The sequence below is a fragment of the Thalassospira sp. B30-1 genome, from assembly GCF_015767575.1.
Lineage (GTDB): Bacteria > Pseudomonadota > Alphaproteobacteria > Rhodospirillales > Thalassospiraceae > Thalassospira > Thalassospira xiamenensis.
Genome location: NZ_CP065232.1, coordinates 4,474,718 through 4,489,785 on the forward strand (window position 1 = coordinate 4,474,718; position 15,068 = coordinate 4,489,785).

The window sequence follows — 15,068 nt, forward strand, 5'->3', positions numbered from 1 at the left end:
CGGGCATCACGGCCCGAGCGGTTGGGTGATACAGGTTTTGTCCGTCGCGGGCAAGGATTTTTGACGGCCCCTGCCAATCAGCATCCTGTCGACAGTTTAGTTAAATTCTGGTTGCTGCATATCACAGCGATCAGCTTTCGACATCACGTCGCTCATAGGGATCCCGTACGATCCAGGTCCCGTTCCATTCCCGGTCCTGTTCACGGCGCTGCAGACGTTCCATACGGTTAAGCATGAGCTGGGCGGCAAAATCGCTGCCGATACCCTCCTGAACTTCCTCAAACAGCGGTTGCGCCTTATCAAACTGGCCCTCGCGATAAAGCGCAATCGCCATCTCATAGGTTTTGCGCCACTCGCGACGTTCATCGCTCAGCTGTCCGGACTGCGCCAGCACTTCATAGAGATAGACCACATGCTCGGTCCCCAGCAGCACGACATGGTCGAGATCACGCATCTCGATTTCGCCAGCTGCCATGCTGGCGGTTTCATGCGACGCCAGAATTTGCGTACCATAAATCCGGTTGGCCTTTTCAAGACGGTTGGCATAGTTCACACAGTCGCCGACCACCGTATAAGACCGTGATTTATCCGTCCCGATGGAGCCGACAACAACCTCGCCGGTTGCAATACCAACCCGAATATCAAGTCCGTGATCGCCAATCAGGTCGGCATATTTGGTCTTCAGCGCGTTAAAGCGTGCCACCTGCTCCAACGCTGCCAGACAGGCATGCCCGGCATGGCTTTTTTCCCCGCAGAAGGGCGGCCCCCAGAATCCAATCACCCGATCCCCGACAAAGTTATCGATAATGCCGCTGTGGTTGGCAATCGGTTCGGTCATGGCCGTCAGATAGTCATTCAGAAAATCGACGAGTTTCTCGGGCGGGATATGCTCCGCCATCCAGTCAAAATTGGTCAGGTTGACGACGCTAACCGTCATTACACGCTTCTGCGAGGTCTCAAGCGCGGTTTCCTGCGACAGCAGGTTATTGATAATCTTTGGATCAATATATTTGCCAAACCGTTCGCGCATCCGGAACCGGACACGTAATTCACGCGTCATTCGGTTAAAGGCATCCGCCAAACGGGCAAAATCGCCCTTGCCCTTGAAATCAAGGCTGGTATCGAGCTTGCCCGACTGCACGCTGTTTAACGCATTGGTCGTATCACGAACCGCTTTGACCACTGCCTGCGCCAGATAGTAGGCCAAGGAAATGCCAATCACCACCGCGGCCAGCATCATGATGAATTCGGCCTGGATCAGGAAATCTTCGCGGGCTGAGACATTTTCGACTGTTTCGCTGGAATATTTTTCCAGCAGCAAAATCTCGCTGCGCAGATCAAGCACGATATTGCGATGAATGCCACGCACCAGATTTTCCTGACGTTGCGCATCGTCAAGATCGCCATCGCGTACCCTGCCAAGCAGCCGTTCAACCCCCAGATTGAACTGGGCGGCAATATCGGCAAATTCACGCATCCGCACATCAAGATCAAGCAAGACGCCCTGATCAAAATGACCTGATGCCTGTGCTCGGCCAAGGGCTGCCGATGTGAACGCCTTGCGAAAAGCCTGTTCGATCTGGGTCTGCTTGGCATCAATTTCGATTTCGATGCCACTCAAAAGCGATGCATCCGGTCCTTCATTCTCGACCACACGCATATAACGGTCGATCAGCGAAATCTGCTCAAGCTGACGGGAACGCACATCGGAAAGCGCATCTTTCACCGGCGTGACATAGCGCGACACCGCTTCAAGATCGCCATTGATCCCCAACGACTGAATGACGGAGAACCCGGTAGCCACCACAAGCCAAACGACAAAAAAGGCCGCTACACCCAGGAACTTCGCCCGAACGGTCCTTAGCATGCCGGTCCTGATCCTCCGAAAAACATGGCTGAAAGCACCACCAAATACGCAAAGGCGATAGGTGCCATATCGTGATGGTCGCACCGCGTAACAAGCATGGCAACCATATGCAACTGATTAAAAATGCTACCTGATCGGTGATCCCCGGTCAAAATGCAATCAGTTGACCCGGCACGAAAAATCCCGCGCGGTACCGCCACCCTTTATCCAACGTCCGATATCGCCGATCACCGTTGGCCCATTCAGGTCCCGCAACAGCATGTGATAGCCGTCGCGATAAAGACAAATCGTGCTTTGATCGCTATTTGACGCCCGCATGTTATCTGCAATCGCGGCAACCGCCCCCGGTGGAATAACCTGATCCTGCTGACCTGACATCAAAAGTGTCGGAATATCGATATCGCCAGCCCGCTGCTGCGCCAAATCCATTAAATCTGCCAGTCCTGCAACCATGTCGACCCGCACCGATTTCATCATGTACGGATCACGAGATAGACGACGAAGCATTTCGATATTGTCAGACGGCCATATATCAAGCCCCTGCCCCGACAGGGGCAACCACGGCAAACTATTGGAAATCATCGATAATGGTGCTGTCTGATACCATGGCATCATGTCGCGGTTCCAGACTGCCGGTGCGACCAGAATAACCCCGTCCATCCATTGGGGGCGCGACGCAGCTGTCACAATTGCAACTGCACCCCCCATCGAGTCCCCCATCAAATAGATCGGTCGCCCCGGATATCGCATGCGAAGAATGACGAGCATATCAGATGCATCATTGATCAGGCTTTGCGTTCCCGGCCAGAATGGCCGTGTCGCCGTGCGGCCAAATCCGCGCTGATCATAGGCAAAAAGCGCAATATTTTCAGAAGCTAACTCCGTTCCGGCTTCGTCAAACGCGTTCGCATAATCGCCAAACCCATGCAGACCAAGGATTACCGCATCCGGATCATCAACCGGCCCCCAATACTGCAACGGCAAAGATGCCCCATCAGACGCCATAAACGCATTTTCGGTCATTCTAACGCTGGCGATCGGATCGCCAGCGGGAATTACCGTCGGCGCGCAGCCCGCCAGCCAAAATGCGAACCCAAGCCCGACAAACCACGACAATGCCTTCTCAATGTGATGAATTGCCGCCCCCACAATCATGTTGCTTTGCATTTACAGATCAAATTAAGGCCAAAAAACAAAACCCTGCAAGCAACTTGCAGGGTTTTGAAGGATGGTGAGACGCCCCGAAAATCAGGCCGCCTTGCCCGCACGGGCCTTGTCGTTATCGCGAGTCAGCATCAGGAAGATATCTTCAAGATCGCCCTCCTCGGTCGACAGGTCGGTAATCGCAAGACCGCAGCCCTGAATGGCATTGAGAATTTCAGCCATCTGGGTGTTGCTGGGCCGGTAATTCAGCGCGATCTGGTTTGCGGCCTTAAGCTCAGCACCCCACGGGGTCAGTTCCTCGGGCACGGCATTGAGTGCATTTTTAACTGTCAGAATCAGGGTTTTATGATCGATACGACGCAGAAGACTGCGCTTGTCTTCATGGGCAATCACATTGCCCTTGTTGATGATCGCAATCTCGTCACAAAGCTCTTCGGCTTCTTCAAGGTAATGCGTGGTCAGAACAATCGTAACGCCCACCTTGTTCAGTTCCTTCACATAGGCCCAAAGCTGCTGACGCAGTTCAATATCAACCCCGGCCGTTGGTTCATCCAACACCAGAACCGGCGGCATATGAACCATCGCCTTGCCGACAAGAAGACGCCGACGCATCCCGCCCGAAAGTGAGCGAGAATAGGAATCGGCCTTGTCAGACAGTCCAAGGGCGGCAAGAATCTCGTCCGTACGACGTTCCGCTTTGGGGACACCATACAGGCCTGCCTGCAATTCCATCGCCTGACGCGGCGTGAAAAATGCGTCCAGATTAAGTTCCTGCGGCACGATCCCGATTGAGCAACGCGCAGCACGCATTTCGGTTTCGATATCGTAGCCCCAGATTTTTGCCGTACCGCTTGTCTTGGTGACAAGACCAGCCAGTATATTGATAAAAGTGGACTTTCCGGCACCATTCGGACCAAGAAGGGCAAAGAAAGAACCGCGTGGAATTTTCAACGACACATTGTCCAGTGCCAGTTTTTCGCCGTTCGCACCCTTATAGAGCTTGGTCAGCCCTTCGACTTCGATGGCGTAGTCGGGCATTGCAGTCATGAATGCGTGATCTCCGCTCTTTTCCGCGTGGCTTGTTTGCGCTAAGACCATGCGGAAGTGTTGATTGAATATGCGCAATCGGTATCATCCCCATGAAAGCGGGGTCAATGGCTCTTGGACCTGTTTCAGGCCGATGATCAACCGATGGCAACACCGATGCCTGTGCTAACTGGGAAGCTGGATATATGAAGATCACCGAAGAAATCAAAGTCGGCAGCCTTAATGTTGCCTGTGACGGCGGCAAAGGTCACCTTGGCCATCCCACCGTTTACCTCAATCTTGAGGAAAAGGGCGAGGTGGTCTGCCCATACTGCTCAAAGAAATATATTTTCGACAAATCCCAGGCCGAGCACGCAGCCCATTAATCTATTTTGCCTGACCACAGGTAAAAGGAACCAGCGCCAAAGCTGCCAATATCGTTGATCCCGGCAGCTTTTCGCTGACTTAATGACTGTCGCATGTCTTTGCCGTCGCGGCATTGTTCGCGGCACATCCACGGGGAAATCCTATGACGTCTGCACCAACCGCTCTTAACAGCTATCGTGCCCTTCCGGATCCGGACGGACATTTCGGCAATTTCGGGGGCCGCTTTGTCGCCGAGACCCTGATGCCGCTGATTCTCGAGCTTGAGCAGGCCTACAAGGATGCCAGGAAAGATCCGGCGTTTCAGAAAGAACTCGACTATTACCTGAAGCACTATGTCGGTCGCGCAAATCCGCTTTATTTCGCCGAACGCCTGACCGAACATCTTGGCGGTGCCAAGATTTATTTCAAGCGCGAGGACCTGAACCATACCGGCGCGCACAAGATCAATAACTGCATCGGTCAGATCCTTCTGGCCAAACGCATGGGCAAAACCCGCATCATCGCCGAGACCGGCGCGGGTCAGCACGGCGTTGCAACAGCGACGGTTTGCGCGCGCTTTGGTCTGCCCTGCACGGTTTATATGGGCTCGAAGGATATCGAACGTCAGTCGCCGAACGTTTTCCGCATGCGCCTGCTGGGTGCCGAAGTCAAACCAGTCAAATCCGGTTCCTGCTCGCTCAAGGATGCGATGAACGAGGCCCTTCGTGACTGGGTCACCAATGTCGAAGATACCTTCTACATCATTGGGACGGCAGCGGGTCCGCACCCCTATCCGGAACTGGTTCGCGATTTCCAATGCGTGATCGGTAACGAAGCCAAAGAACAGATTCTTGAGCAGGAAGGTCGCCTGCCCGATCAGGTAATCGCGGCCGTTGGTGGTGGATCAAACGCGATCGGTTTGTTCCACCCGTTCCTTGATGACAAGGATATCGAGGTGGTTGGTGTCGAAGCTGCCGGTCATGGCGTGCACACCGGTAAACACGCCGCCAGCCTGAGCGCTGGAAAACCGGGCGTTTTGCACGGGAACCGCACCTATCTGCTGATGGATGACGACGGACAGATCAAAGAGGCCGACTCGATTTCGGCCGGTCTTGATTATCCCGGTATTGGGCCGGAACATAGCTGGCTTAAAGATATTGGTCGTGCGCGTTACGAGCCGATCACCGACAAAGAAGCGCTGGAAGCTTTTAAACTGTGTTCGGAACTCGAAGGCATTATTCCCGCGCTGGAATGCAGCCACGCCATCGCACAGATCATGAAAGAAGCCCCAAAAATGGGTAAAGACAAGATCATTCTCATGTGTCTGAGCGGCAGGGGCGACAAGGATATCTTTACCGTGGCCGAAGCACTGGGAGTAGAACTGTGAGCGACGCAATCATCGGCGGCCAGGACCGCATCGCCAAACGTTACGCGAAGCTCAAGGAAGAAGGTCGTGCCGGTCTGGTCACGTTCATCACCGCAGGTGACCCCGACCCGGAAGCATCGTTTGAAATCCTTAAAGCTCTGCCTGCGGCAGGTGCGGACGTCATCGAACTCGGTATGCCATTTACCGATCCTATGGCGGATGGTCCCGCCATTCAGGAAGCCTCGATACGTGCCCTGGCAGCGGGGATGCATATGCGCAAGACCCTGTCATTGGTCCGCGGTTTCCGCGATCAGGATCATGAAACGCCAATTATTCTGATGGGGTATTACAACCCGATTTATATTTATGGCGTGGCAGAGTTTCTTGAAGATGCCCGCAATGCCGGTGTTGATGGCCTGATCGTTGTTGATCTGCCGCCCGAAGAAGACGCCGAGCTTTGCGTCCCGACCGTGGAAAAAGGGTTGTCGTTCATTCGTCTGACGACACCGACCTCTGATGACAAGCGCCTGTCGAAACTCGTTCAGAATACGTCGGGCTTTGTTTATTATGTTTCAGTTGCCGGTGTTACCGGTGCCGGTTCAGCAACCAATGACCAGATTGTTGAAGCGATGGCGCGTCTGCGTCGCCACACGGATCTTCCGATTGCAGTTGGCTTTGGCATCAAGAACGCGACCCAGGCCGCAGAGGTTGCCCGGCAGGCCGATGCTGCTGTGGTCGGGTCAGCAATCGTATCAAAAATTGCCGAAAGTCTTGACGAAAACGGCAAGGCCACCGATAAGACCGCCTCTATGGTCACAGGCCTTGTTCGCGAACTTGCAGACGGGGTACGCAACGCGCGTAAATAACGCTGCGCGTTGCCGTGAAATGACCGATATAGGCAAAACCAAGGATCAGTATCCGATATGTCGTGGCTGACAGAATTCGTCCGTCCCAAGATTCAGAAACTTGTTCGCCGCACCGAAGTGCCCGAAAATCTCTGGCATAAGTGCCCGTCTTGCGAACAGATGATCTTCCACCGTGACCTGGCAAAGAACAAACATGTTTGCCAGCATTGCGGCCATCACATGCGCATTTCCGCCAAGGAACGTCTGGAACTCCTGTTCGATGATGGTAAATACCAGACCATCGAACTGCCGAACGTTCCGGTCGATCCGCTGAAATTCCGCGATCAGAAAAAGTACACCGACCGACTGAAAGCAGCACAGGCCAAAGCAACCTATAAGGATGCACTGGCTGTTGCCCACGGGGAAGTCGGTGGCCATGCAACCGTCATTGCGGTATTCGATTTTTCCTTCATGGGCGGATCGATGGGTACTGCCGTTGGCGAAGGCATTGTTGCGGCTGCCGAACTGGCAACCGTTCAGGATGCGGCCCTCATCATCGTTCCGGCATCGGGCGGTGCACGCATGCAGGAAGGCATTCTCAGCCTGATGCAGATGGCGCGCACCACGGCGGCGATCGAAAAGGTCAAGGAAAAGGGCCTGCCCTATTTCGTCCTTCTGACCGATCCGACCACCGGTGGTGTTTCTGCATCCTTCGCCATGCTGGGTGACATCCAGATTGCCGAGCCAGGCGCACAGATCGGTTTTGCCGGTCGTCGCGTGATCGAAAACACCATTCGTGAAAAGCTTCCCGATGATTTCCAGACAGCAGAATATCTTCTGGATCACGGGATGGTCGATATGGTCGTGCCGCGCGGTGAGTTGAATGAAACCATCGGTCGCCTGATCGATATGATCCGCCGCACCAAGCCGGGTGCCGCGATCGTTCCGATCAAGGATGCAAAAAAGAAACCCGCGAAAAAGGCCGAGACCGAAGGTGACAACGCCAAGAAGTGACGCCATTCTTGCGCGTCTGGGCCAGCTTCATCCAAAAGTGATCGACCTTTCATTGGGTCGGATTACCCGCTTGCTCAACAAGCTGGGTAATCCGCACCTCAATCTGCCGCCAGTCATTCATCTGGCCGGAACCAATGGCAAGGGATCAACGCTGGCTTACCTGCGTGCCATCTATGAGGCCGCAGGCCTTCGTGTTCACACTTCGACCTCCCCGCACCTTGTTCGCTTTCACGAACGCATACGTCTGGCCGGTGAACTGATCAGCGAAGACATGCTGTGTGACCTTCTTGAAGAAGTCGAAGCGGTCAATGGCGGTGAACAGATAACCTTCTTTGAAATCACCCAGACAGCAGCTTTTCTGGCCTATTCCCGAATTCCGGCAGACGTTGTTCTGCTTGAAACCGGTCTTGGCGGTCGGGTTGATGCCTCCAACGTGATTGATAAACCGGCTTTGACCGTCATTACGCCGATCTCGCTTGATCATCAGGGGTTCCTTGGCGATACGATTGACAAAATCGCCTTTGAAAAAGCCGGAATCATGAAGCCAGGCGTCCCATGTGTTCTGGCCCCACAAAGCCTTGAGGCATTTGATACGCTTGCCCGCCATGCCGGTGATATCGGCAGCCCTCTGATCACGAATTTCGGCATCACCGCCGAACGCGAGAACGGCTTCACACTTCGTATCGCCGAAGAAGAATTTGATCTGCCCTTGCCCGCGTTGCCCGGTCGCCATCAATTCATCAATGCCGCAACCGCCATTACCGCCGCACGCTACGCCGATATCCCGAATATCGCAGGCCCGAATATGGCAACGATTTCCCGCGGCATTACCCAAGCCAGTTGGCCCGCCCGCCTTCAGAGGCTGACCAAAGGCCCGCTGTGCGATGCCATGCCTGACAAATGCGACCTGGTTCTGGATGGTGGCCACAACATCGCCGCCGCAGAAGTCATTGCAGACTGGCTGTCACGTCAATCACAAGGTGACACGGTTGTGATTATGGGAATGCTCGACAACAGGGATCCCATCGCATTTCTAAGACCGCTGGCCCCGCATATCGCATCATTTGCCGGGATTCCGATCCCGGGTGATCATGAAGTCCACCGTGCGGAAACATTGCGTGATGCTGCCGTTAAGGCCGGAATTGCCAATGCTTATGCCTGTGACACGTTGAATGATGCGCTGGCAGTTCTGAAAAACAGCATCAATCAACCCAAAAGGGTCTTGATTTTAGGTTCGCTCTATCTGGCGGGTGTTGTTTTGGAAAATCACACCTAAACTAACACATCCGGCAATCAGATTTCCGGCAAACGCACTTTGCTGTGTACCGCGGATGAATTTCCGCCGCCCATACCACTACCACTTGATGACCCGTCATCATCTTTACGCAGGCGAAGACTGCCAGCTTTGTGCACCTTGCGCCGGTCGCCGGTTACACCGGGCGGCAACCCATCCAAAGCAGTCTCTTGCGAAACCTGATTTCTGACTTGTCCGATCCGATCATAACGTTCGGCTTCACGCCGAACATTACGACCAGCGACCCATGTATAACCCAGCACATAAAGCAGAAATCCACCAACCCCGATGGTCAGGGTCAGGAACTGCAAAACTGGCAGGAAGCTTCCGAATAGCTGTCCGCCGCCGTAAATCATGAAAATGCAAACCGCCGCTACGGGTGCCAACGCAAGAAAGAATATCCCGCGCACCTTGTGACGGATCGGCCCGTAATGCATCAACATCGCATAAAACAGATACATCAGCGCGATGAACACGACGAGCTTGATCAGCAGCACAAAATGGTCGGCCGCAGGAAGGCGCTGATTGCGATCATAAACGCCAAAAACCACGAACAGACCGTGCAGGAAAAACCCGAAAATCCCAAACGTAATCAGAAAGCGTAGCCACGAGGACACGCTAAAGAATCTGCGCCATCCCGATCCGTTGGATCGCGCAACCCGTTCAGCTTTCCTGATTTTTTTGTGCCGATTTGCCAGCTTCATGTCGTCATGAAGCTGGCGCGTCGGTTCTGCGGTTTCAATGCCGATGCCTTGCGGCTTGAAAACCGGTTTATCTTCCATCGCCGGCAATGACCGGTTCTCCCGTTTCCCAGAGCGAAGTTGCACCGCCATCGACCATATCAATCCCTTTGCATCCTGATAAGCCCAAAGCGACATACTGCCGCAAATGGCAAGAATCAGATCATGATCAAAAATTTCATTTTGATTTCGATATGATATCAAAATGCCTGTCATCAACTGACAAGCTCCTGTCAGGAGTAAAGCCGATAACAGGTGACATATTCCCGCTTTCGACGATGCCCCACTCGACTTAGCCGACCGGATCGGGCATTCTGCGGACCATCAAATCACATGAATGAATGAGCATTAGACGCATGACAGATTCTGCGCCATCCACCGGCAAAGCCCCGCGCCGCGTCGTTCTGGTTGACGGTTCCGGTTTTATCTTCCGGGCCTTTCACGCCTTACCACAAATGACAAGCCCCGACGGTACGCCGGTGAATGCGGTGTATGGTTTCTGCACCATGCTGATGAAATTGCGCGAAGATACCAAGCCCGATCATATGGCGGTGATCTTCGACACCAAGGGGAAGTCGTTCAGAAACGATTTCTATCCCGAATACAAGGCGCACCGTCCGCCGCCGCCGGAAGAACTGGTTCCACAGTTCGGGCTTATCCGTGATGCGACGCGTGCCTTCAACCTGCCTTCGATCGAGCTTGAAGGCTACGAAGCCGACGACCTGATCGCGACCTATGCCCGGCAGGCTGAGGCCGAAGGTTCTGATGTTATTATAGTATCTTCTGACAAGGACTTGATGCAGCTTGTGACGGACCGGGTGCAAATGTTTGATGCGATGAAGAATCGTACTATTGGCGCACCGGAAGTCTTGGAAAAATTCGGCGTTACACCCGACAAGGTTATTGATATCCAGGCGCTTGCTGGCGATTCCGTTGATAACGTTCCCGGCGTACCCGGCATTGGCATTAAAACCGCGGCCCAACTGATTGACGAATATGGCGATTTGGATGGCCTGCTGGAACGTGCAGGCGAAATCAAGCAACCCAAGCGCCGCGAAAAACTGATCGAGAATGCCGAACTGGCGCGCATTTCACGCGATCTTGTGACCCTCAAAACCGATGTTCCGGTTGTCGAAAAGCTGGATGGTTTTGAACTGCGCGAACCTGATCCGGATGCTCTTTTAAGCTTTGTTTCAACACATGGCTTTAAATCTCTGATATCAAAAATAAAGGCAAAGTTCGGCGGCTCTGTTGACGCAGATGGCATTGTCGAACCGGGAACCGGTGTCAATGATATCAGTGTCAAAAAGGCGGAATATGAACTGGTGCAGGATGAAGATCGCCTAAAGCACTGGATTTCAATGGCTGAATATGCCGGTACGGTTGCTGTCGATACAGAAACCACATCACTGAATGCCCATCAGGCCAAACTGGTTGGCATTTCGCTTTCGACCGAACCGGGCAATGGCTGCTATATCCCTGTTGGGCACGGACAGGGTCATGGTGAAAGTGGCGAAGCACAGGGTGGGTTTGATTTTGATGCCCCCGCCGAAGCACCGGCAAAAGTCGAGGTGCCAAAGCAAATCCCGCTGAATCGCGCGATTGCCTTGCTCAAACCCCTTCTGGAAGACCCGGGTGTTCTCAAGGTCGGCCAGAACCTGAAATACGATATGATCGTATTGTCCCGCCACGGTATCAATGTCGCACCGATAGACGACACCATGGTGCTGTCCTATGTTCTGGACGGCACGAGCCACGGCCATGGTATGGATGAACTGGCCGAACTGCATCTGAATTACAAACCGATCAAGTTTTCCGATGTTTGCGGATCGGGCAAAACCCAGATCACCTTTGATCAGGTGCCGCTCGACAAGGCGCTTGATTACGCCGCCGAAGACGCCGATATCACGCTGCGCCTGCACCGACTTCTGAAGCCACGGATTGCGCAGGAACACATGGCCAGCGTCTATGAAACGCTGGATCGGCCGCTTGTCCCGGTTCTGGCCAAAATGGAAAGCCTTGGCATCCGTATTGATGCCGACAAACTCAAAACCCTGTCGAATGATTTTGCCAAGCGGATGGCTGCCCTTGAAGAAACCATCCATGAAATGGCCGGTGAACCGTTCAATCTCGGCAGCCCAAAACAGCTTGGCGAAATTCTGTTTGAAAAGATGAGCCTGCCGGGCGGGAAAAAAACCAAAACCGGTGCATGGCAGACTGGCGCGGATGTTCTTGAAGCATTGGCGGCTCAGGGACATGACCTGCCGACCAAAATCCTTGAATGGCGGCAGCTTTCAAAGCTCAAAAGCACCTATACCGATGCTCTTGCCAATCACATTAATCCTGAAACCGGCCGCGTTCACACAAGCTATGGCCAGACCAATGTGAATACCGGTCGCCTTTCGTCAAACGATCCCAACCTGCAAAACATCCCGATCCGAAGCGAGGAAGGCCGTAAAATCCGTACGGCCTTTATCTCGGAACCCGGTTGCAAACTGATTTCTGCCGACTATTCGCAGATCGAGTTGCGCCTTCTGGCGCATGTCGCCGAAATCGACGCCCTGCGGGATGCCTTTAAAAATGGCGAAGATATCCACGCCGCAACAGCATCCAAGGTGTTTGGCGTTCCGATTGAAGGCATGGATCCGATGGTCCGCCGCAAAGCCAAGGCCATTAATTTCGGCATCATTTACGGGATTTCGGCCTTTGGCCTCGCCAACCAGCTTGGTATCCCGCAAAAAGAAGCCAAAGCCTTTATCGAAGCCTATTTCGAAATTTATCCCGGCATTCGCGATTATATGGAACAGGCAAAAGACTTCGCCAAAAAGCATGGCTTTGTCAGAACTCTGTTTGGCCGTCATATTCATATCAACGGCATTAATGATAAAAACGGGATGCGGCGAAGCTTCGGCGAACGTGCGGCCATCAACGCCCCTATTCAGGGCGGTGCCGCTGACATCATCAAACGCGCCATGATTGCCGTTCCCGGTGCCCTTCTTGATGCGGGGCTTAAAACCCGCATGCTGCTTCAGGTTCATGATGAATTGATTTTCGAGGCCCCCGAAGATGAAACCGAAAAGGCCGTTAAGGTGATCCGCGAGGTTATGGAAAATGCCGCACACCTGTCCGTACCGCTTATCGCAGATGCCGGTATCGGGGATAGCTGGGCGGATGCACACTGATCAGATCAATATCCAAATCCTTCATCATGACCAAAGCCCCGGCAGTACTGCCGGGGTCTTTGCGTAAAATGCCTCGATTGGCGATGGTTTATAGGCCCAGAACGTCACGCATTGAATAAAGACCGGGCTTCTTGCCCTCGGCCCATTTCGCGGCACGTACCGCCCCCTTGGCGAAAACTTCGCGTGATGATGCTTTATGAGTAATTTCGATCCGCTCACCCTCGCAGGCAAAAACAACGGTATGGTCGCCCACAACATCGCCACCACGCAACGTTGCAAAGCCGATGGTGCCGTTTTCGCGTGCGCCGGTATGCCCGTCGCGTGAGCGTACCGAAACCGCATCCAGATCGACCCCACGGCCCTTTGCCGCCGCTTCGCCAAGGCCAAGTGCCGTGCCGGAAGGTGCATCAACCTTGTGCTTGTGGTGCATTTCAACGATTTCAATATCAGCCGTATCCTTGTCAAGGATCGCCGCAACCTTCTCGACCAGCGCAAAGGCAAGGTTCACGCCGACACTCATGTTCGGTGCGAAAATGATGGTTGCTGTTTTGGCCGCGACCTTAAGCTCTGCTTTCTGATCATTCGAAAGCCCGGTCGTGCCAATCACAAGGATTTTACCGGTTTCGGCTGCCAGCTTGGCATGGTTCATGGTTGCCGCCGGTGCGGTGAAGTCAATTACCGCATCAACAGCTTCAAACAAGGCCTTGGGATCGTCACCTACCAGAACACCGCTTTCTTCCAGACCGGCAATCAGGGTAACGTCCTTGCCGACAAACGGGCTGTCTGGCAGATCGGTACCACCACCAACCTCGCAGCCTTTGGTTTTGGCCGTTTCATTGACCAGCATGCGCCCCATTCGGCCGGCACATCCGACAATTCCGATCTTCATTTCCGCCTCTCCTAGCAACAAAGCGTGCAAATCATGCCTTTGCTTTAGCACAGGCCTCTGACCGCACAAAACAAAACCCCCGACACGTCCGCCGGGGGTTTGAATTTCAGACTGAAATGCTGTGTTTGAACCTAGTCGGTCAGGTCTTTCCAGATTTCCTTCATCTTGGAAAAGAAACCTTCGCTTTCCGGGTTACTGCCCTCTTCGCGTGAAATCTCGTCAAACTCTTTTAAAAGTTCTTTCTGCCGCTCGGTCAGTCTGACCGGGGTTTCGACGCTGATTTCAACGAACATGTCACCACGCGCCTGCGACCGCAGGATGGTCATGCCCTTGCCGCGCAGACGAAGCTGCTGTCCCGATTGCGTACCTTCCGGGATATTGATCCGGGTGCGCGTCCCCTCGATTGTTGGCACCTCGATGGTGCCGCCAAGGGCTGCCTTGCTCATCGGGATCGGAATCCGGCAGTACAGGTTCGCCCCATCGCGCTGGAAGAAGCGATGGTTCTGGATATCCAGGAAGATATACAGATCACCTGCCGGTGCACCATTGGCACCAGCTTCACCTTCGCCCGCCAGACGAATACGCGTACCATCCTCAACCCCGGCCGGAATCGTCACCGACAGGGTCTTTTCCTGTTCAACGCGACCAACACCATGACAGGATTTGCAAGGATTCTTGATGATCTTGCCTTTGCCATGACAGCTCGGGCAGGTACGCTCGATCGTAAAGAAACCCTGCTGCGCGCGGACCTTGCCGTGACCATTACAGGTCGGACAGGTTACCGGCTGCGAACCGGCCTCCGCACCGCTGCCATGGCATTCTTCACAGGCAACCGACCCCGGAATGGTGATCTCGGCCTTTTTGCCTTCAAACGCTTCTTCAAGCGAAATCGCCATATTGTAGCGAAGGTCGGCCCCGCGCGACGATCCACCACCACGACGACCACCGCCCATGGCACCGAAAATCTCGTCGAAAACGTCGGCAAACCCGCCGCCGCCGAAACCACCGCCAAAGCCGCCACCGAAACCACCGGCACCGCCCGGCCCACCTTGCTCAAACGCAGCGTGACCAAAACGGTCATAGGCAGCACGCTTTTCCTGATCTTTCAGGACTTCGTAGGCTTCGTTAACTTGCTTGAATTTTACTTCGGCTTCGGTATCGCCCGGATTTTTATCCGGATGATACTTCATCGCCTGTTTACGATAGGCGCTTTTGAGCGCGGCAGCATCGGCGTCTTTGCCAACACCCAACAGCTCGTAATAATCTTCTTTCGCCATCTGTAACTCCGAAACACGGTCGGGCCGTTCCCGCAATT

General features: G+C 54.0%; 12 protein-coding genes. 6 read left to right on the forward strand and 6 right to left on the reverse strand.

Going from position 1 to position 15,068, the window contains the following annotated elements; all coding sequences use genetic code 11:
- Positions 1–130 precede the first annotated feature (130 nt).
- From IT971_RS20810 to IT971_RS20820, 3 genes are all read right to left on the reverse strand, one after another.
- Entirely contained in the window at positions 131–1,867 is a 1,737-nt protein-coding gene (locus IT971_RS20810; RefSeq protein WP_063092325.1) for an adenylate/guanylate cyclase domain-containing protein, read from the reverse strand.
- A 159-nt stretch (positions 1,868–2,026) separates the two neighbouring features.
- The gene (locus tag IT971_RS20815) at positions 2,027–3,034 is read right to left on the reverse strand and encodes an alpha/beta hydrolase (protein WP_223304914.1); all 1,008 of its coding nucleotides are present in this window, start codon (positions 3,032–3,034) and stop codon (positions 2,027–2,029) included.
- 81 nt (positions 3,035–3,115) lie between these two features.
- Positions 3,116–4,078: an ABC transporter ATP-binding protein gene (locus tag IT971_RS20820; RefSeq protein WP_110252384.1), complete on the reverse strand. Its 963-nt coding sequence runs from the start codon at positions 4,076–4,078 to the stop codon at positions 3,116–3,118.
- Between the two features lie 185 nt (positions 4,079–4,263).
- On the opposite strand from IT971_RS20820, the gene IT971_RS20825 reads away from it, so the two are divergent.
- The 5 genes from IT971_RS20825 (at position 4,264) to IT971_RS20845 (ending at position 8,924) form a co-directional block, all read left to right on the forward strand.
- On the forward strand, positions 4,264–4,443 hold the full coding sequence (locus IT971_RS20825) for a zinc-finger domain-containing protein (protein ID WP_007088596.1): 180 nt from the start codon (positions 4,264–4,266) through the stop codon (positions 4,441–4,443).
- A gap of 143 nt (positions 4,444–4,586) precedes the next feature.
- Positions 4,587–5,810 carry a tryptophan synthase subunit beta gene (gene trpB / locus IT971_RS20830; protein WP_007088595.1) on the forward strand — a complete coding sequence of 408 codons (1,224 nt, stop codon included), beginning with the start codon at positions 4,587–4,589 and terminating at the stop codon, positions 5,808–5,810.
- Positions 5,807–6,655, forward strand: coding sequence for a tryptophan synthase subunit alpha (trpA, locus tag IT971_RS20835; protein WP_063092324.1), 849 nt, complete (start codon positions 5,807–5,809; stop codon positions 6,653–6,655). The genes trpB and trpA overlap by 4 nt, the downstream gene beginning before the upstream one ends.
- Positions 6,656–6,712: 57 nt before the next feature.
- Complete coding sequence (gene accD, locus IT971_RS20840) at positions 6,713–7,648, forward strand: acetyl-CoA carboxylase, carboxyltransferase subunit beta (protein WP_007088593.1); 936 nt, start codon at positions 6,713–6,715, stop codon at positions 7,646–7,648.
- Positions 7,629–8,924 carry a folylpolyglutamate synthase/dihydrofolate synthase family protein gene (locus IT971_RS20845; protein ID WP_063092323.1) on the forward strand — a complete coding sequence of 432 codons (1,296 nt, stop codon included), beginning with the start codon at positions 7,629–7,631 and terminating at the stop codon, positions 8,922–8,924. Before accD ends, IT971_RS20845 begins: the two co-directional genes overlap by 20 nt.
- 17 nt (positions 8,925–8,941) lie before the next feature.
- Here IT971_RS20845 and IT971_RS20850 read toward each other — a convergent pair whose 3' ends face one another.
- Positions 8,942–9,724, reverse strand: a complete 783-nt coding sequence (locus IT971_RS20850) for a hypothetical protein (protein ID WP_223304916.1) — start codon at positions 9,722–9,724, stop codon at positions 8,942–8,944.
- Between the two features lie 314 nt (positions 9,725–10,038).
- Here IT971_RS20850 and polA point away from each other — a divergent pair, with 314 nt between their 5' ends.
- Positions 10,039–12,864, forward strand: a complete 2,826-nt coding sequence (gene polA, locus IT971_RS20855; RefSeq protein WP_063092321.1) for a DNA polymerase I — start codon at positions 10,039–10,041, stop codon at positions 12,862–12,864.
- Between the two features lie 88 nt (positions 12,865–12,952).
- On the opposite strand, the gene dapB is transcribed toward polA, so the two are convergent.
- Both dapB and dnaJ read right to left on the reverse strand, forming a co-directional pair.
- Positions 12,953–13,753, reverse strand: a complete 801-nt coding sequence (gene dapB / locus IT971_RS20860; protein WP_063092320.1) for a 4-hydroxy-tetrahydrodipicolinate reductase — start codon at positions 13,751–13,753, stop codon at positions 12,953–12,955.
- A gap of 131 nt (positions 13,754–13,884) precedes the next feature.
- Positions 13,885–15,030, reverse strand: a complete 1,146-nt coding sequence (dnaJ, locus tag IT971_RS20865; protein ID WP_007088588.1) for a molecular chaperone DnaJ — start codon at positions 15,028–15,030, stop codon at positions 13,885–13,887.
- Between the last annotated feature and the right edge of the window lie 38 nt (positions 15,031–15,068).